This is a genomic window from Vreelandella zhanjiangensis DSM 21076, assembly GCF_000377665.1.
Classification (GTDB): Bacteria; Pseudomonadota; Gammaproteobacteria; order Pseudomonadales; family Halomonadaceae; genus Vreelandella; species Vreelandella zhanjiangensis.
Genome location: NZ_KB898648.1, coordinates 115,812 through 132,242 on the forward strand (window position 1 = coordinate 115,812; position 16,431 = coordinate 132,242).

The following is a 16,431-nucleotide window of genomic DNA, read 5'->3' on the forward strand; positions in this document are numbered from 1 at the left end:
AGCGGCAGCGTGTAGCCTCTATATAAGTCAGCCAGTATGTTTAATAAAACGGCCCGCTTTAGCTAAAAGCGGGCCGTTTGATCGAATAGAAACCCGAAAAGATGGACCGTTAGTACTGGGTTATCCAGAGAATGATGTTAGGAAATAGCGTAAACACCCCTACGGCACCTAGTAGAATAAGCCAATAAGGAAGCGAAGCTTTCGCGGCAGCGGTTAAATCTACTTCATTTTTAGAGATGGAAGAAAGGACAAACAGGTTAAGCCCCACGGGAGGCGTTATCATGCCTATCTCGATGAGTAGAGTAACAATAATACCAAACCAGATCGGGTCGAACCCTAAGCTGGTTATCATCGGAAACGTGATAGGAAGTGTCATGAGCAGTAGGGATATACCGTCAAAAAAACATCCCAAAACGATATAGACGATAACGATCATCAATAATATGCCATAAGGGCCTAGGCCAAAGTTGCCAATGGTTTCGACCGCTGCACGAGGGATACCCAGCAGGCTGACTGCTTGAGAAAGAATAACCGTGCCGATTAAAATCATGCCAATAGCGGTAAACATGATTGATGCATGTTTAAACGCCTGCCAAAGCCGCTTAAATGTTAAATCGCCCCACGTTAGCCCAAGCACAATACTGGCCACTACCCCAAGCGCTGCTGACTCCGTTGGCGTTGCTATACCCATATAAATGGTGCCCAGTACAAAGAAAATCAGTACAGGTAAAGGCCAAATCTCTTTTAGTCCATTCACAATATGTGAGCGCGTTACTTTCTCTTTAAATGTAGGTGTAACAGGCTCGCCAATTTTAGAGCGGATAATAATCCATGTGGAAAAGGCTAACGCGATCAGTAGTCCTGGCAGCATGCCTGCGATAAAGAGCTTGCCGATAGATACATTTTGCGTTGCCCCATAAATGATAAGAGCTAGGCTGGGAGGAATTAGCAGGCCAAGCGTGCCGCCCGCAGCCAGTGTGCCCACCACCACGTTTGGGTTATAGCCTCTGCTTTTCAGTTCCGGATAGCCGACCGCGCCTATGGCAGCTGCCGTGGATGTACTAGAGCCACTCACAGCACCAAACAGCGTGCAAACGGCAATGTTAGTATGCAGTAGTTGGCCAGGCACGCGGGCAAATAGAGGGGTAAGCCCATTGTAGACGCGCTTGGATACACCACTTGCCAGCAGTATTTCACCCAAAAATATAAATAAAGGAACGGCGCTAAGGGTGAAATCTGTCAGCATGTTCCAAGTAGCGTTAATCGCTAAGGGAGTCGCTCCGTTTGCTTGGAAATGGAGCAACAGCATACCCGTTAGGCCCAATGCAGCACCCAAAATGGCGCCACTCGTCAAAAAAATCACCAAACTCCCGCTTAATAGTAGCCAGCTCATTAAATTGCATCCTCAGTTAAGTTGACGTCAGAGGCTGGCTGCTTCAAGCCATGAGTGATCTGAACCAAAATGCAGAGCACCATCGATAACGGCATAATCATCATCCACGGCCACAATAAAATACCGCTAATATCCGTGCGTGAGTTAAGCGAGAATGAGAAATCCATGAAGTTCCAGGATTCATAAGCAAAGAAAGAGCAGAATGTAAGCAGTGTAATAACACCAATAAAGTCCATTAACTTAGCCATGCCAGCGGGCACAATATTAATTAATACTTCAATTCGAATATGGCGTCCTTTGTTAAGTACATGGGGCAGGCAGAGAAACGTTAAAGATAGGAAAAGCAGGCCAGCAAGTTCATCTGAAAACCGTAGCGGCCGGCCGCCCAGGTAGCGCATAAACGTACTGACAAAGATCAGTATGGTCATGCTAATACCGCTGGCCACACCCAACAGGAACGCACCGTAAGCTGTCTTATGAATAATACTGCTCATTCTTGCTAGCATTGTTGACTCCCAAAAAAGCCAATCATCAGATTGGCTTTTTTTGCGCTTTAATTAGTGGTTTTCTGAGAGTGCCTGGGTGACTGTTTGGTAATAACGCACACCTTCTTCGCCTGACTCTTCAGCCATGGCTTGCCATGCCTCCCAAGCAGCGGTTACGAAGGTGTTTTGGTCTTCATCAGAAAAGGCGGGGAGCATGGTAATGCCGAGTGCTTCACGTTCTTGTCGAGCCTGTGCTTCGCGCTCTGGATCAACGGCGGTAGCAGCAGTTTCTTGCCAAATTTCTTGGCCAGCGGCTTCCAGGGCTTGGCGCTGGTTATCGTTTAAGCGTGATAAAGCTCGCTCACTAATACCGAAAAGCCATGGAGAAGCCGCCCACGGATGTAAGTACGCCTCGTATTCGGTCACTTCTTGTAAAGACACCGTTGGTGCAACCGTCGATAAATAGTAGGCACAGTCTACGACACCCGTTTGCAGGGCCATGTACATATCGTTTTGCGGAATGACCTGTGCAGAAATACCAAGTAAATCAAACGTATCGACTAAGTGCCTTGACCAGACACGCACCTTTTTATTCTGCAGCTCTTCTAACGTGTTGACCGGCTCTTTGCAGTGCAAACCAACATCAAAGATGGGAGCCACGACGCCGCCAACTATATGAATGTTCCAGTTCGCGAAGCCTTCATCGTATAGTTCTCTGATGACATCAAGAATGTCGTTGTGCTGCGATGCTTCAGTAATAGCCCCTTGAGCGTAAACAGAAGCCAGGGCCGGTGCATCACGGGTGTAATATTCACCATACAGTAGCGCCATATCGACCATGCCTTGCTGCAAAATTCTAAGCATGTCGGCTTCTTTTAAACCTAAGGCACCCGCGTGATACACCTCAATTTTTAGCTCTCCACCAGATTTTTCATCAACTAAGCTTGCAAATCTTTCAATCTGGTTAGCTTCAGGCCTGGATTGAGCAAGGCCGCTGTGAAATTTTAACGAAATATTGTCTGCCTGAGCGCTTTGAATAATAGTTAGAAAGGCGACGGCAGAGGCGCTGAGAATGAGCTTTTTGCTTTTAGAATTATTCATCTATTTTTCTCTGGAGCGGGGAGGGGAAGCTTCATCTTGCGGCAGTAGCCTTGATGGAAAGGGTTGCTTTTGCGACATTAAGGATGGTATTGACGACATTGCTAGGAATAAATGGAACTTTCACGCTGTTTTTTAATTAACGATTTAATTGTCAGATAGTTAAAACTTATTTATTTGTTCGGGAAGCTGTGAATGAAGCTTTCTCGATTAGATTAAAAAGCATGCTAGGTGAACTTTTTTAGACGATCCAGTGCTACCTCTTACATATTTTCCTCTCGAAAAGAGGGTGGGATGTTTTTCAGCAGTAGCCTTGTGTAGCGATAATTATTAAAAGAGGTCTTGATATGAAAGATAAGTTTTCAAGCTTGTTGAAAAATAAAAATATGGCTTATCTGGCGTCAGAACCTTCTGAAAAAGCTGACAAAAAAGTAAAAAGAGTGGCTTTCTTACTGCTTGAAAATTTTTCTCTGATGGCGTTTACAGGCGCAGTTGATGCGCTGATCACCACTAACTTGATGAAGTCGAAAACGGTTTACGAGGTATTAGTGGTGGGCAGTGAGGAGGGAGTGACGGTTTCTGACGTAGGTATCGAAGTTAAAAACGATATTTCTCTATCGGCGCTGGATATTTATCATATGCCGTTGGATGTCTTGATAGTGTGCGGTGGGCTTAGGGTAAGGCCCAAAACGACAGCGCTTTTACGTAATAAGCTAAAAAGTGCTGACAGCCACGGAGTGGTACTGGGAGGATTGTGGAATGGAGCTTACTTTCTTGCAGAAGCAGGCCTATTAAATGGCTACCAGTGTGCCTACCACCCCGACGGGCGGGCAATGATGCTAGAAGAATTCTGGGAAGTATCTATATCGACCCGCAGCTTCATTGTGGACCGTAATCGGCTGAGCTGTGCAGGCGCTAGTAGCTCTTTAAGTATGATGCTAGAAGTCGTAAGAGCGGATTGCAGCAATGAGGTAGCCAGCGCCGTTGAAGAGATGCTTAGCTGTGATAAAGGGTTGGACTCGCCTGACATATCCACTATTTCGGTTGATCAGAATCAAACCCTGCCAGAAAAGCTCAAGACGTCCTTGCAGCTAATGAAAAATAATATTGAGGAACCTCTCTCCATCTCTGAAATAGCGAACTGGGTCAATATTTCTAGACGTCAGCTAGAGCGCTTATTTTGTAACTACGTGAACGCTAGCCCGTCTCGCTACTATATGGAGCTACGTCTAACCCGCGCCCGCCAGCTACTTCAGCAAACTAATAAACCCGTTGCTGAAATAGCGGTGGCGGCAGGGTTTGTAAGCATCTCCCATTTTCGTAGCTGTTTTTATCAGCTGTTTAACATTACACCCGGCCAGTTTAGGAAGTCGTGTCAGACAGAAGCTAACTAATAGCGGTTTAAAAAATTAGCATCCGGTTAAACAAAAAAGGAGCCGTAGCTGGCTCCTTTTTGTGAACGCTTAGGCGCGGTTAATGGCCCGACCAGCCCATAAAGATAGGCACGTAGACGACTAACAGCAGCACCCCGATCAAGCCCAGCATATACGGCACAATGGCCCGCGTAATGCGCTCAAGCGGCAGCTGCGTGACGGAGGAAGCAACGTATAGGTTGATCGCCACCGGTGGGGTAATCATACCTATCGAGAGCCCTACCACGATAATCAGGCCGAAGTGAATCGGGTCGATGCCCAACTGCAGCACCAGCGGTAGCAGCACCGGCGTTAGGATGATCAGCGCGCTTGCCGTTTCGATGAACACGCCGGTCAGCAAAATGACGGCGACCACCAGCAGCATGATGATCAGTGGGTTGGTTGAGAGCGAGAGCACCGATTGGGCGATAGCGCCGGGCACCTGCCAGCTAGACAGTGTCCAGCTCAGCACTGCCGACATGGCGATTACCAGCATGATCACCGCGGTGGTCATGGCTGAACGGATCAGCAGACGATATACCTGGGGCAGGGTTAAATCGCGATAGATGAACAGTGACACCAACAGTGCATAGTTCACGGCCACCACCGCCGCTTCAGACGGCGTGAAGATCCCTGTGAAGATACCCCCCAGAATAATCACCGGCGTCATCAAGCCCCAGCTTGCCGCCTTGAAGGTGCGCAATATGGTAGTGATGGAAAGCGGCGTTCCCTTGGGATACTGGCGTTTATAGGCCTGCGTGATAGCAATGGCCATCAGCCCCAAGCCCATAGCCAAACCGGGCAAAAAGCCGCTTAAAAACAGCTTGGACACCGACTGCTGGGCGATGACTGCATAGATAATCATGGGCACTGACGGCGGAATCACCACGCCAATGGTGCCGCTGGCCGCGATCAGGCTGGCCGCCGAGGCGGGGTCATAGCCTTTGCGCTTGAGCTCCGGCACCAGGCTTGAACCGACCGCCGCCGTGGTGGCTGCCCCCGAACCTGAAATAGCGGCAAAGAACATGCCCGCCATGACCGATACGACCGAAAGCCCGCCGCGCATAAAGCCCACCAGCGAATCGGCAAAACTCACCAACCGCTCGCTCACCTTGCCCTGGGCCATTAAATCACCGGCAAGAATGAACATGGGAATCGCCACAAGCGCGAAGGAATTGATGCCCTGGAACATCTGCTGAGTCACCACCATCAGCGGCACGCCCGACTGGTACAGGGCATACAGGGTGCTTGCGCCAATCGCAAAGGCAATCGGCACGCCCATCAGCATAAACAGGAAGAACAGGCCAAATAGCAGCATGGTCATGGTGTCTGTTCTCCCATGGGCTGCGAGGGCTTGCCTTCAAGTATCAGTTCAAGCAGATCGATCAAGGCATACCAGGCCATGATGGCCGCACTGATAGGCATCACAGCATACACGTACGACATCGGCACGCGCAGTGAAGCAGATTTCTGGAAGCTCTGCACCTGCATATAGCGATAACCGATCACCACCAGCGTGATCATAAAGGCGATAACCGCCATCACGGCCAGTATCCGCGCTATCTGGCGTAAACGAGCAGGAAGCGCATCAACGGCAAAGGTAACGGCAATATGATGACCGCGCTGAAAGGCCAGCGTGCCAGCCAGAAAGGTAATCCAGATAAGCAGAAAACGGGCGACCTCTTCGGTCCAGCCGACCGCGGTAAACAGCACCCGCGAGACGATCTGCAGCGTGATTACCCCGATCAGAGCCGCCATGCCGATAAACACGACAGGCTGGATGATGCCATCCAGCCCGCGCTCGATCAGCCTTAGCGGTGTTAACAACGTTTGAGACAAAGTGGCCACTTACTGCAAAGCCTCCTGGATACGGGGAAGGTAGTCACCGAACTGCTGACCGTATTTTTCATACACCGGGGCAACGGCCGTCTGGAACGCTTCGATATCCGGCGAGTCGTTGATTTCCATGCCTGCTGCTTCAAGCGCTGCCAGCTGCTCGGCTTCCATTTCGGCATTCTGCTCGCGGGCGTAAGTTGAAGCTTCGCGCGCGGCGTCAAGCACTAGCGCCTGGACCTCTTCGGGCATGGCGTTCCACTTGGGCAGGCTCATCACGAAAAGCGCCGGCGCGTAGATGTGGCGCGTCATGGTCAGGTAGTTCTGAGTTTCGGCCAGGTTAAAGGCGTAGATGGCGTTGATCGGGTTTTCCTGGCCATCAATGGTGCCCTGCTGCAAGGCGGTCAGCGCTTCGGTCCAGGCCATGGGCACGGCATTGGCACCCAGCGTGCGGAAGGTATCCACATACACTTCGTTTTCGATTACGCGCAGGCGCAGCCCATCAAGGTCATCCGGAGTATTGATCGCGTTGCGGCTATTGGTGATGTTCCGAAAGCCGCGCTCAGCAAAAGCCAGCCCTTTCAGGTTAACGCCTTCTAGCTTATCGAGAATCTCCTGGCCAATCTCACCATCCAGCACTTCATAGGCAGCTTCTTTCGTGGGGAACAGGAACGGCAGCTCGAAGACCGAAAACTCATCGACAAAGTTGGCCACCGGGCCGTTGGTAATCACGCCCATATCCACCGTGCCGATCTGCATGCCTTCAAGCAAGGTGCGCTCATCGCCTAGCGACGCATTAGGGAAAATCTCGACGCTGATCGCGCCGTCGCTTTTTTCGCTCAGCAGCTCCTGAAAGCGCGTGGCGGCAATATGGTAGGTATCGTCGCTATTAACCACGTGGGCCAAGCGCAGGTTGGTGGCGGGCACATCGGCGTGGCTTGCAAGCGAAAGCCCCAGAAGGCTAGCGCAGGCTAAGGCCAGGGTTGCGCGTTTAAACAGGATGCGGGGCGTGCTGGAAAGTGCAGTGGTGTCCACGTGATCTCCTTGAAGCGATCGATTTTTTTATAGTGTGAAAAGGGTGTGTCCTTAATAGGCGCGTCATCTATACCATATTGGTTTTAGCGAACAAATAATTGATTGTAACCCTGCCATTCGTCTTAGAGCCTACTGGCGATTCACGCTGGCAATAAAAAAGCGTTTCAGGGCCTAGACTTGAGCAAATGCCCTGTTGAGGATAGCCTCATCGCCCAGGCAAATCCGGAACGCTAAAGCTATCTTCCCGATGATGCATTCCCATCGCTTGCGTAAAATAACGAATCTTCTCTCCGCACCGACCGGCCAAGACAGGAACAGACAATGGACACGCTGATTAAAGAGCTTGAAAACATCGTAGGCAAAACGGGTGTGCTGCTGGGTGACGATGTCGCGCAGCGCAGCGTCGACTGGTTCACCAAAGCGCCCTGCGAAGCCAAAGCGATTATTCGGCCGCAATCCACCGAGCAGCTCAGCCAAGTGATGGCCAAGTGCCATGCCGCCAAGCAGGCCGTGGTGACGCATGGCGGGCTAACCGGCATAGTGCATGGCGCCGTTGCCAGCCCCAATGAGCTGGTGGTGTCCCTTGAACTGATGAACCAGATCGAAAACATCGATGCGGTCGGCTCGACCATGCAGGTACAGGCGGGCGTCACACTTCAGCGCGTCCAGGAAGCGGCCCAGGAGATCGACATGCAGTTCGCGCTCGATCTGGGTGCCCGCGGTTCCTGCACCATCGGCGGTAACATCGCCACTAACGCCGGCGGCATTCGAGTTATCCGCTATGGCATGATGCGCCAGCAGGTGCTGGGACTGGAGGTCGTCCTGAGCGACGGCACCGTGGTCAGCTCAATGAACACCATGCTGAAAAATAACGCCGGTTACGATCTGAAGCAGATGTTTATTGGCAGCGAAGGCACCCTGGGGATCGTCACCCGCGCCGTGCTGCGCCTGCATCCCAACATGCCCAGTGAGCAGACCGCGCTGGTCGCCGTGCCATCCTTTAATGCGCTGACCACGCTGCTCAAACTGGTTTCAAAAGAACTCGCCAACAGCCTGAGTGCCTTTGAAGCGTTGTGGAACAACCACTACGCCCTGATGACGTCTGAAACCACCAAGCACACCGCGCTGCTGGCCACCGACTCACCGTTCTACGCCATCATCGAAACGCTGGGGTCAGATGAAAAGCAGGAAGCCGAGGCATTTGCCCGCGTGCTGGAACAGGCGCTGGAAGCCGAGCTGATCACCGATGCGGTGCTTGCCAACTCCAATACCCAGCGCCAGGGTATCTGGGAAGTCCGCGAAGACATAGAAACCCTGGTACACGAACTCAACCCGATGTTCTCTTACGATGTCAGCCTGCCGATCGTCCATATGGATGAGTACGTGACCGCGCTTGAGAGCAAGTTGAAGGAGCAGTGGCCGGAAACCGGCGCGCTGGTGGTGTTTGGCCACCTGGGCGATGGCAACCTGCACATCATGATCACCGTGCGTGACGCCAACCCGCACAGCCGCCACCAGGTAGAAGATGTGGTGTATGGGATGCTTGCCGCCTATAACGGCTCGATCTCTGCTGAACACGGCGTGGGCATGGAAAAACGCGATTACCTGCATATCTCGCGCACACCCGAAGAGATCGCCCTGATGAAGCGCATGAAGCTGGCGCTTGATCCTAAAGGGCTGCTTAACCCCGGCAAGATTCTGGGCTAAACCACGCATGCAAGACAGGTTTCTCGCCTAGTAAAAAGGCCACCGCGCGGTGGCCTTTTGCATCAACGGCTCAAGTAAAACCGAACGTCGGTTTACTCAGCAATGGCTTCGCGGATGCGCGGCAGGTAATCGCCGAACTGCTCTCCATACTTCTCATAGACCGGCGCTACCGCTGCCTGGAAGGCTTCCAGATCAGGCGTTTCGTTGATTTCCATACCTGCTTCCTGAAGCGCAGCTAACTGCTCTGCTTCCATATCGGCATTCACCTGGCGTTCATGCTCAGCGGCTTCCTGGGCGGCTTCTTTCAGAACTACCTGGGCCTCTTCCGGCAGCTTGTTCCAGGCGGACATGCCCATCACAAAAATGGCCGGGGCATAGGTATGGCGCGAAAGCGTCATGTAGTTTTGCGTTTCGCCCAGATTGAACGAGTACACCACGTTGACCGGGTTTTCCTGGCCATCGATAGTGCCCTGCTGCATGGCGGTCAGCGCTTCGGTCCAGGCCATGGGAATGGCGTTGGCGCCCAGCTCACGGAACGTATCGGTGTAAACGGGGTTTTCCATCACACGAATACGCAGGCCGTCCATATCGTCCGGCGTATTCACTGCGCGCTCGCTGTTGGTCAGGTTGCGAAAGCCGCGCTCGGCGTAGGCCAGGCCTTTCAGATTAACGTCGGAAAGCTTGTCTAAAAGCTCCTGACCGATCTCACCATCCAGTACCCCATAGGCCGCTTCGGGAGAAGGGAACAGGAACGGCAGTTCGAACACCGCCATCTCTTCGACAAAGTTGGCCACCGGGCCGTTGGTAATCAGGCCCATATCCACCGTGCCGATCTGCATGCCTTCAAGCAAGGTGCGCTCATCGCCCAGGGTCGCGTTGGGGAAAATCTCAATGCTTACCTTGCCGCCAGTGCGCTCTTCGACCAGCTCTTCAAATTTGGTGGAAGCGATATGAAAGCCATCCTGCTCGTTAACCACATGCGCCAGGCGCAGGGTTACCGGGTCCATATCGTCAAAATCGGCCGCGTTGGCAGTGGTGGCCAGCGCCAGAGAAATACCTAACGCCAGCGTGTTCAGCGTGAATGTTTTCATTTTTATGAGTTCCCGATGTGTAAAAAGACGAAGTGCCCACAAATCATGCCCTACACCTGGGAAAACGGTCAATCGAGGCAAGCAGTAAAGCCGCTGCGCGGCTGGACACAGCGCGCCCGCACAGGTACGATACGCACCCAATGCGCCCGTAGCTCAGTTGGATAGAGTATCGGCCTCCGAAGCCGAGGGTCGCAGGTTCAAATCCTGCCGGGCGCGCCAGAATTGCACGAAAAAAGCCCACGACTTAGTCGTGGGCTTTTTTGTTCCTATTATATAAGAAGACTGATATTAAATTATTTTTCAATATATTCAGATTCGTGTATGTGCCTCAGACCTTCTTTTCTTAATGCATGACCTAATATAAATGAAATTGATAATAAAATGATAAATGTTAAATAAGTTTCATTGCTCATCGAACTTATAAATTCTATAAAGCTAATAGGGTTTTCGTTTTCTTCAGCAATGGTTTTAGCAATAAAACCTAAGGGTATGATAGTTATTAACAATATTATTCCTTTGAATACTGCAACCCCAAGCTCCACTAATGTTTTTCCAAAAGCTTCTCTGGCTTTAGAGTTGTACTCCTCAATCTTCATGATAGCTCCGTTTGATTTGTTACGTAGATAATTGTTTTTTTTATAGTTATTAAGTAATAATGTTAACCGATAAGCCATTTTGTTGTCCATGACGATATATATTTGTTTTATCTTTTAGAGCATGCCTCGCAAGGTAAGAGATGAGTGGGGCGGCATAGCTAGCGCTGACTTGCGTAACTTTATTAAATTCATATTTGATATTTTTTAGCTTAATTAATGTCCCAGAAAGCGCCCTAGTGCCCACTAAAGACGTGCCTGGCTATACTTCAACCCGATATCCAGGCACGTTTCACCACTGAAAAACTACTGACTAGCAGTAGGCCGCACCACAATATCGCTGGTATCAACATCATCAGGCTGGTTGATTGCGTGGGCGATGGCGGCGGCGATGGCTTCCGGTTTAAGCGCGATCTGACGATAAGCTTCCATGGCCTCGGCGGCTTCCTTGTCGGTGATGGTGTTGGCCAACTCCGACTCCACAACGCCAGGGTAGACGCAGGTAACGCGTAGGCAGTTGGTTTCCTGACGCAGGCCGTCGGAAATGGCGCGCACGGCGTATTTGGTCGCGCAGTAAACCGCGGCGGTGGGCACGACACTCAGCCCGCCGATGGAGGAGATGTTGATAACCTGCCCGGCCTGTTGCGCCTGCATGGTGGGAAGAACCGCCGCGATCCCGTTCAGCACGCCACGAATGTTCACATCGATCATGCGGTTCCACTCATCTATCTTGAGCGCTGCCAGCGGGGAAAGCGGCATGACGCCCGCATTATTGACGATGACATCGATGCGGCTATGGGTTGTGATCGCAAACTCTGCAAACGCCTGCATATCTTCAAGGCTAGTGACATCCAGGGCTCGGTAAACAACCGTGCCGCCGTTGGCACGCAGGTCGTGTGTCAGTGCTTCCAGGCGGTCGGTGCGCCGCGCGCCAATAATCAGGCGATGGCCTTGCTTGGCTAGTTCGCGGGCCGTGGCTTCACCAATACCGCTGCTGGCGCCGGTCAATAAAACAACTTTAGAGGGGACGTTCGATAGGCTGGTCATACGTTTTTCCTGTTGTGGGAAAGTACAGGAAAAGCGTAGGGGATGCCCACGAACGGCAATATAGACGATCCTCTTGCGTGCTTGCCTAAAGCTATTAATTGGCGGGCTAAAGGCAGGAAACTGACCCAACAAACTATATTATTGCTCTTATGTTGGCTAAGGCACTAGCAGTGGCAGTGGCAAAAATGATAGCGAACAGTGAGAGCATTTAGCGAGGTGGCGCATGGTAGCGAGTAGCGATGCGGTAGTGCAGCGCCGGATAATCGAGCGGTTATACCAACTCGCCCCGCACGAGGGCTATACCCAATCTTTGCTGGATGATGTGCGCCTGATGCGCTCAAACCGGACGCTTAAAAATACTCCGGTGCTATATGAGCCGAGCATCGTCATCATCTGCCAGGGGCGTAAGCGGGGTTATCTAGGCGGTGAAATGTATCTTTATGATGCCCACCACTATCTGGTACTGGCGGTTCCTCTGCCGTTTATTTCAGAAACGGAGGCGAGCCCTGAAGAGCCGATGCTGGGGATTGCGATACGCCTTGATGCCGCGGTCATTGCAGAGCTTGTGACCCAGCTGGATGCAACGGGTGATTACCAGCCAATCCCACCCAGGGGCATGCTTTCCACGCCGCTTGATCAATCGCTTGCCGGTGCAACGCTACGTTTACTGGATGCGCTGGCAACGCCTGCGGATGCACGCATTCTGGCGCCGTCCATCGTGAGAGAAATTTGCTACCGGGTGCTGACCGGCGAACAGGGCGGAAGTGTTCGCTCGGCGTTATCTCACTATGGGCAGTTCGGGAAGATAGCCAAGGCGCTGCGCCGCATCCATGTACATTTCGCCGCTCCGCTGGAAGTAGGCACGCTCGCCAGTGAGGTGGGCATGAGCGCTCCGGCGTTTCATGCGCACTTCAAATCCGTCACTCAAACCTCGCCTATCCAGTACATCAAATCGACGCGCTTGCACCATGCGCGGCTGATGATGATTCGTGATGGGTTGACCGCCGCTGCTGCGGCGAGCCGGGTAGGCTATGAAAGCCCTTCCCAGTTCAGCAGGGAATTCAAGCGATTGTTTGGTCAACCACCGGCAGAAGAAGTGCGAGCCATGAAATTGAGCCTTGCGCTATCCCCGCCTGCGTCAATCACCGATATCGCTTTGCCGTATTGATATCGCCAAGTACTTTGCCCGCGAAAACAGCATCCGCCGCTCCTTTAATCAATCCGACTAATCGGCTCTCGATCCGGATCTACATACCAGACCAGCCCCATCCGCGAATTGCGCTCAAGCTCAGCGATGACCTGAGCGCCCAGCAATAGAATGATGGCGCCTATTTCCAGGCTGAGCAGCACAATCACCAAGGCTGCCAGGGAGCCGTAGATGGCGTTGACGAAAGAGAGGTGGGTAAAGTAGTAGACCAGCAGCAGCCGCACGCCTTCCCACAATAGCGCCGCCACGAAGCCGCCGACGACTGCTCGGCGCAGGGAGATCCTGACAACCGGAAGCACCTTGTAAATGGCGCTGAAGAGCAGAAATACACCGAGAAAACTGATCAGATTGAGCACTGACCCTGAGAGCCCTGCCAGCGGTAGCTCCTGAGCGAAGAGGGCCAGCGCCAGCGCATTGAGCGAACTTGCCAGCGTGACGACCAGGGTCAGCGCCATTAGCCCGGCGCCCAGCACCAGCATGAAGGCGTAGGGCAACAGCATCGATATCCAGAGGTGGCGCTTTGGTGTTTCAGAGGTATGAAAGATCAGCGCCATGGCGTCTTCGAGCATGCGAAAGGCGAAGGAGCTCAACAGCAGCAAGATGGGCACGCTGAGAATACCGACCACGTCGCGAGAATCCAGCAGGCCTCGAACGGCGTCCATCACGACCTCGGCGTGGGCGGGGGCGAGATGGCGCGCCTGCACCGCCAGCACCTCTAGCAGGTGTTGCTCGTCCACCACGCGCGTCAACATCACTCCTAGCAGAGCAAAGAGCGGCACGATCGAAAGCAAAATGTTGTAGCCCACGCCGCCGGCCAGCAGAATACCGCGGTTTTTCAGAAAGTGGCTCAGTACCCGCCAGGCAAAGGCGGTAAGCCTTGGCAGCAGTAATAAGACGCTGTTGAGCAGTGTGCGATTGCGGGCCATAGCTTGCCACGCTCCTTGTGCATCCATGCATGGTTGAACGAACATGAACGAAATATGAATGAACGTATCATGCTTGGGTAAGGTGGGCTTGAATAGAGTGAGTGCCACTGGATGACATCGTCTCACCTTGAGGCGTTTCATTCATCGAAGCGTCACTTCATCGAAAAGGGATATTGCCATGAAAAAGACATCAATCGCACTCGCCTTCACCGCCGCCGCCACGCTAGGACTCAGCCAGGGCGCTATGGCCGACCGTAACGACTATCAAGAAGCGCTCGACCAGGCGGCCTTCTCTGACATGATCGGTCACGCTGCCGGTGCAGGCGTCACGTCGTTTCGCGAACTGCAGATAGACGAAGAGCGCGGCACATTGGAGTTCGAGGTTGAGGGCTGGAACGCCGAGGGTCAAGCGTATGAATTGACGTTGAACGGCGAGAGCGGAGAAGTCATCCGCGAGTCGAGCAACGATACCCAGGTCGCGCCCTGGGGGCTTGATCAGGAGCAGCTCAACAGTCTGCTCGACCGGGCCAGCGGCGACGGCTTCGACCGCTTCGAAGATATCGATCTTGATGAGGACGGTACGGTCGAGATCAGCGGCTTCGACAGCGACCAGCGTGAAATGGAGCGCAGCTACGGCATCGCTGAGTTCAACGCCGGCTAATAACCACCAAGCCTCAAGACCGTTATACAACGCCTCGCCGGCCCACGCCGGCGGGGCGTTGTCGTTTTAGCCTCAGCGTACTGTGGCGCTGAGCACCATAAAGGCATCTTATGCCTATCAAGAGCCCACCAGGAGCATAATTTATACTCATTACTCATTACTCATTACTCATTACTCATTACTCAGATTCATCCGGGGCTTTTTTATCGCTTAATGCTGTTAATTCTCGCGTGGCAGGCATCAGGTCTACGTCTGGCTAGCCTGATACTGCAGACGCGCAGCCACAATGGTGCGGTGATGCGTATCCGCCCACGCCACCAGCTGTTGCATTGGCTCAAGAAAAGAATGGCCCAGCGGGGTTAGGGCATATTCCACGCGTAGAGGGACTTCCGGGTAGAGCGTGCGGGTGATAAAGCCGTCCTGCTCCAGCTGTTTGAGAGTGCGGGAAAGCATTTGCTTTGAGATATCGCCAATCTCACGCATCAGGGCATTAAAGCGCAGCGTGCCGGGAGCCAGGGCTTCCAGAATCAGCAGGCTCCACTGGTCGCCGATACGATCAAGCACATCACGAATTGGGCAGGGCTGTTCAAGAACGATCTCTTCGCTAGCGGTAATGGCAGTCATCACGGCTCCATGGATGGGTATGCAGTGGGCATATGGGTATGACCGGGTCAGGTAAATGTGACTTCTTGCGCGGCCATAGAAACTACTTTAAGTTTATCTCAAGGTCTACATTTTAGACCGTATAAAACATAGAAACTCCAGGAGGTTTCTCATGGCACAAGTTGCACTTATTGGCGCATCGGGTGATGCAGGTTCACGTATTCTCGCGGAATTATCACACCGAGGGCACCAGATAACGGCCATTGCTCGCCATACGGATAAGATCGCCGCATTACCGGGTGTTACACCAAAGCAAGGCGATGCCAACGACCAGCAGGCGCTGGGCGCATTGCTCAAGGGGCATGATGCGGTGATCAGTGCCGTGCCTTTCTCGGCCAGTGATGTCAAAAAGCTGGTGGGCGCGGTGCGTGATAGTGGCGTGGCCCGCTATCTGGTGGTGGGTGGGGCAGGCAGCCTTGAAGTTGCTCCTGGTGAGAAAGTTATTGATCAGCCGGATTTCCCTGAAGCCTACAAGCCCGAAGCGAGTGCCGGTGGTGAGTTTCTGGATTTTTTACGCGGCGTTAATGACCTTGAGTGGACGTTCCTGTCGCCTTCGGCCGAGTTCGTACCCGGCGAGCGTACCGGCGTCTTTCGCCTTGGCCAGAATGAGTTGCTGACCCATGACGCGGGCTCAAGTATTTCCTTTGAAGATTATGCCGTGGCATTAGTGGATGAGCTGGAAAAGCCTCGCCACGTGAATCAACGTTTTACCGTTGGCTATTGAGCCACCTACCCGAAACAGGAGTTTTGACATGTCGTTACTGAAATCGTTGAGCGTTGCCACGTCGGTGCTGATGCTATCTTTACCCGCCGCATCGTTTGCGCAAGCCGAACGTGATCTTGAGGCCGAGGAAGCAAATCGGGCATTGGTCATCCAGTTCTATAACCAGTTCTTCAACGAGCATGAAACAGAGCAGAGCTCATTGGTGCTGGCGGAAGATTACATTCAGCACAATCCGGACGTGCCGGATGGCAAGGCACCTTTTGTGGATTACTTTGCAGGCTATTTCCAGGAAAACCCGGACTACCAGAGCGAAATCGTACGTAGTGCGACCGATGGCGACCTGGTCTGGCTGCATGTTCACTCTACCAATGGTGATGATGATCGCGGTGAAGCCGTTGTGGACATCTTCCGCGTTGAAAATGAAATGATCGTCGAGCACTGGGATGTCATCCAGTCTGTGCCGGAAGAAGCGGCCAACGACAACACTATGTTTTAAATCAGATAGCAGTCGATTTTATTTGGCCCGAAAGGGCCTTTTTTATAAACCACAAACGCT

The 16,431-nt window shown here is 52.6% G+C and carries 17 protein-coding genes and 1 tRNA gene; 7 read left to right on the forward strand and 11 right to left on the reverse strand.

Going from position 1 to position 16,431, the window contains the following annotated elements; translation table 11 throughout:
* Positions 1-109 precede the first annotated feature (109 nt).
* The 3 genes from D467_RS0107660 to dctP form a co-directional block, all read right to left on the reverse strand.
* Entirely contained in the window at positions 110-1,393 is a 1,284-nt protein-coding gene (locus tag D467_RS0107660) for a TRAP transporter large permease (RefSeq protein WP_018916918.1), read from the reverse strand.
* Positions 1,393-1,887: a TRAP transporter small permease gene (locus tag D467_RS0107665; protein WP_155826464.1), complete on the reverse strand. Its 495-nt coding sequence runs from the start codon at positions 1,885-1,887 to the stop codon at positions 1,393-1,395. Before D467_RS0107665 ends, D467_RS0107660 begins: the two co-directional genes overlap by 1 nt.
* Positions 1,888-1,950: 63 nt before the next feature.
* On the reverse strand, positions 1,951-2,979 hold the full coding sequence (dctP, locus tag D467_RS0107670) for a TRAP transporter substrate-binding protein DctP (protein WP_018916920.1): 1,029 nt from the start codon (positions 2,977-2,979) through the stop codon (positions 1,951-1,953).
* A gap of 344 nt (positions 2,980-3,323) precedes the next feature.
* On the opposite strand from dctP, the gene D467_RS0107675 reads away from it, so the two are divergent.
* Positions 3,324-4,370 carry a GlxA family transcriptional regulator gene (locus D467_RS0107675; protein ID WP_018916921.1) on the forward strand — a complete coding sequence of 349 codons (1,047 nt, stop codon included), beginning with the start codon at positions 3,324-3,326 and terminating at the stop codon, positions 4,368-4,370.
* 79 nt (positions 4,371-4,449) lie between these two features.
* Here D467_RS0107675 and D467_RS0107680 read toward each other — a convergent pair whose 3' ends face one another.
* The 3 genes from D467_RS0107680 to D467_RS0107690 are packed head-to-tail and all read right to left on the reverse strand — an operon-like array spanning position 4,450 to position 7,256.
* The gene (locus D467_RS0107680) at positions 4,450-5,712 is read right to left on the reverse strand and encodes a TRAP transporter large permease (protein WP_018916922.1); all 1,263 of its coding nucleotides are present in this window, start codon (positions 5,710-5,712) and stop codon (positions 4,450-4,452) included.
* Positions 5,709-6,236 (reverse strand): TRAP transporter small permease, encoded by a 528-nt coding sequence (locus D467_RS0107685; protein ID WP_018916923.1) that lies wholly within the window; start codon positions 6,234-6,236, stop codon positions 5,709-5,711. Before D467_RS0107685 ends, D467_RS0107680 begins: the two co-directional genes overlap by 4 nt.
* Positions 6,237-7,256, reverse strand: a complete 1,020-nt coding sequence (locus tag D467_RS0107690) for a TRAP transporter substrate-binding protein (RefSeq protein ID WP_018916924.1) — start codon at positions 7,254-7,256, stop codon at positions 6,237-6,239. It abuts the gene before it with no gap.
* 321 nt (positions 7,257-7,577) lie between these two features.
* Between D467_RS0107690 and D467_RS0107695 the strand changes: the two genes are divergently transcribed.
* Entirely contained in the window at positions 7,578-8,963 is a 1,386-nt protein-coding gene (locus D467_RS0107695; RefSeq protein WP_018916925.1) for an FAD-binding oxidoreductase, read from the forward strand.
* A 92-nt stretch (positions 8,964-9,055) separates the two neighbouring features.
* Here the strand turns inward: D467_RS0107695 and D467_RS0107700 are convergent, their stop codons facing one another.
* Positions 9,056-10,054, reverse strand: a complete 999-nt coding sequence (locus tag D467_RS0107700; RefSeq protein ID WP_018916926.1) for a TRAP transporter substrate-binding protein — start codon at positions 10,052-10,054, stop codon at positions 9,056-9,058.
* A gap of 142 nt (positions 10,055-10,196) precedes the next feature.
* Between D467_RS0107700 and D467_RS0107705 the strand changes: the two genes are divergently transcribed.
* Positions 10,197-10,273 (forward strand) — tRNA-Arg (locus D467_RS0107705).
* Positions 10,274-10,347: 74 nt separating this feature from the next.
* Here D467_RS0107705 and D467_RS0107710 read toward each other — a convergent pair.
* A complete protein-coding gene (locus D467_RS0107710; protein WP_155826457.1) occupies positions 10,348-10,650 on the reverse strand; it encodes a hypothetical protein in 303 nt (100 codons plus the stop codon).
* Between the two features lie 303 nt (positions 10,651-10,953).
* Positions 10,954-11,694, reverse strand: a complete 741-nt coding sequence (locus D467_RS0107715; RefSeq protein WP_018916928.1) for an SDR family oxidoreductase — start codon at positions 11,692-11,694, stop codon at positions 10,954-10,956.
* A gap of 223 nt (positions 11,695-11,917) precedes the next feature.
* Between D467_RS0107715 and D467_RS0107720 the strand changes: the two genes are divergently transcribed.
* Positions 11,918-12,862 (forward strand): AraC family transcriptional regulator, encoded by a 945-nt coding sequence (locus tag D467_RS0107720; protein WP_018916929.1) that lies wholly within the window; start codon positions 11,918-11,920, stop codon positions 12,860-12,862.
* Positions 12,863-12,906: 44 nt separating this feature from the next.
* Here the strand turns inward: D467_RS0107720 and D467_RS0107725 are convergent, their stop codons facing one another.
* The gene (locus D467_RS0107725) at positions 12,907-13,827 is read right to left on the reverse strand and encodes a YihY/virulence factor BrkB family protein (RefSeq protein ID WP_018916930.1); all 921 of its coding nucleotides are present in this window, start codon (positions 13,825-13,827) and stop codon (positions 12,907-12,909) included.
* Positions 13,828-14,005: 178 nt separating this feature from the next.
* Between D467_RS0107725 and D467_RS0107730 the strand changes: the two genes are divergently transcribed.
* Positions 14,006-14,488: a PepSY domain-containing protein gene (locus D467_RS0107730; RefSeq protein ID WP_018916931.1), complete on the forward strand. Its 483-nt coding sequence runs from the start codon at positions 14,006-14,008 to the stop codon at positions 14,486-14,488.
* Positions 14,489-14,734: 246 nt separating this feature from the next.
* Here D467_RS0107730 and D467_RS0107735 read toward each other — a convergent pair whose 3' ends face one another.
* Complete coding sequence (locus tag D467_RS0107735; protein WP_018916932.1) at positions 14,735-15,112, reverse strand: winged helix-turn-helix transcriptional regulator; 378 nt, start codon at positions 15,110-15,112, stop codon at positions 14,735-14,737.
* A gap of 151 nt (positions 15,113-15,263) precedes the next feature.
* Between D467_RS0107735 and D467_RS0107740 the strand changes: the two genes are divergently transcribed.
* Both D467_RS0107740 and D467_RS0107745 read left to right on the forward strand, forming a co-directional pair.
* Positions 15,264-15,875, forward strand: coding sequence for an NAD(P)-dependent oxidoreductase (locus D467_RS0107740; RefSeq protein ID WP_018916933.1), 612 nt, complete (start codon positions 15,264-15,266; stop codon positions 15,873-15,875).
* Positions 15,876-15,903: 28 nt separating this feature from the next.
* Positions 15,904-16,371 carry a nuclear transport factor 2 family protein gene (locus D467_RS0107745; RefSeq protein ID WP_018916934.1) on the forward strand — a complete coding sequence of 156 codons (468 nt, stop codon included), beginning with the start codon at positions 15,904-15,906 and terminating at the stop codon, positions 16,369-16,371.
* Positions 16,372-16,431 lie beyond the last annotated feature (60 nt).

Bases quoted from the DNA above. Each gene is read 5' to 3' on its own strand.
- D467_RS0107675 (WP_018916921.1), top strand. From the start codon at position 3,324: ATGAAAGATAAGTTTTCAAGCTTGTTGAAAAATAAAAATATGGCTTAT.
- D467_RS0107715 (WP_018916928.1), bottom strand. From the start codon at position 11,694: ATGACCAGCCTATCGAACGTCCCCTCTAAAGTTGTTTTATTGACCGGC.
- D467_RS0107740 (WP_018916933.1), top strand. From the start codon at position 15,264: ATGGCACAAGTTGCACTTATTGGCGCATCGGGTGATGCAGGTTCACGT.
- D467_RS0107665 (WP_155826464.1), bottom strand. From the start codon at position 1,887: ATGAGCAGTATTATTCATAAGACAGCTTACGGTGCGTTCCTGTTGGGT.
- D467_RS0107695 (WP_018916925.1), top strand. From the start codon at position 7,578: ATGGACACGCTGATTAAAGAGCTTGAAAACATCGTAGGCAAAACGGGT.
- D467_RS0107745 (WP_018916934.1), top strand. From the start codon at position 15,904: ATGTCGTTACTGAAATCGTTGAGCGTTGCCACGTCGGTGCTGATGCTA.
- D467_RS0107680 (WP_018916922.1), bottom strand. From the start codon at position 5,712: ATGACCATGCTGCTATTTGGCCTGTTCTTCCTGTTTATGCTGATGGGC.
- D467_RS0107700 (WP_018916926.1), bottom strand. From the start codon at position 10,054: ATGAAAACATTCACGCTGAACACGCTGGCGTTAGGTATTTCTCTGGCG.
- D467_RS0107720 (WP_018916929.1), top strand. From the start codon at position 11,918: ATGGTAGCGAGTAGCGATGCGGTAGTGCAGCGCCGGATAATCGAGCGG.
- D467_RS0107730 (WP_018916931.1), top strand. From the start codon at position 14,006: ATGAAAAAGACATCAATCGCACTCGCCTTCACCGCCGCCGCCACGCTA.
- D467_RS0107660 (WP_018916918.1), bottom strand. From the start codon at position 1,393: ATGAGCTGGCTACTATTAAGCGGGAGTTTGGTGATTTTTTTGACGAGT.
- dctP (WP_018916920.1), bottom strand. From the start codon at position 2,979: ATGAATAATTCTAAAAGCAAAAAGCTCATTCTCAGCGCCTCTGCCGTC.
- D467_RS0107735 (WP_018916932.1), bottom strand. From the start codon at position 15,112: ATGACTGCCATTACCGCTAGCGAAGAGATCGTTCTTGAACAGCCCTGC.
- D467_RS0107725 (WP_018916930.1), bottom strand. From the start codon at position 13,827: ATGGCCCGCAATCGCACACTGCTCAACAGCGTCTTATTACTGCTGCCA.
- D467_RS0107710 (WP_155826457.1), bottom strand. From the start codon at position 10,650: ATGAAGATTGAGGAGTACAACTCTAAAGCCAGAGAAGCTTTTGGAAAA.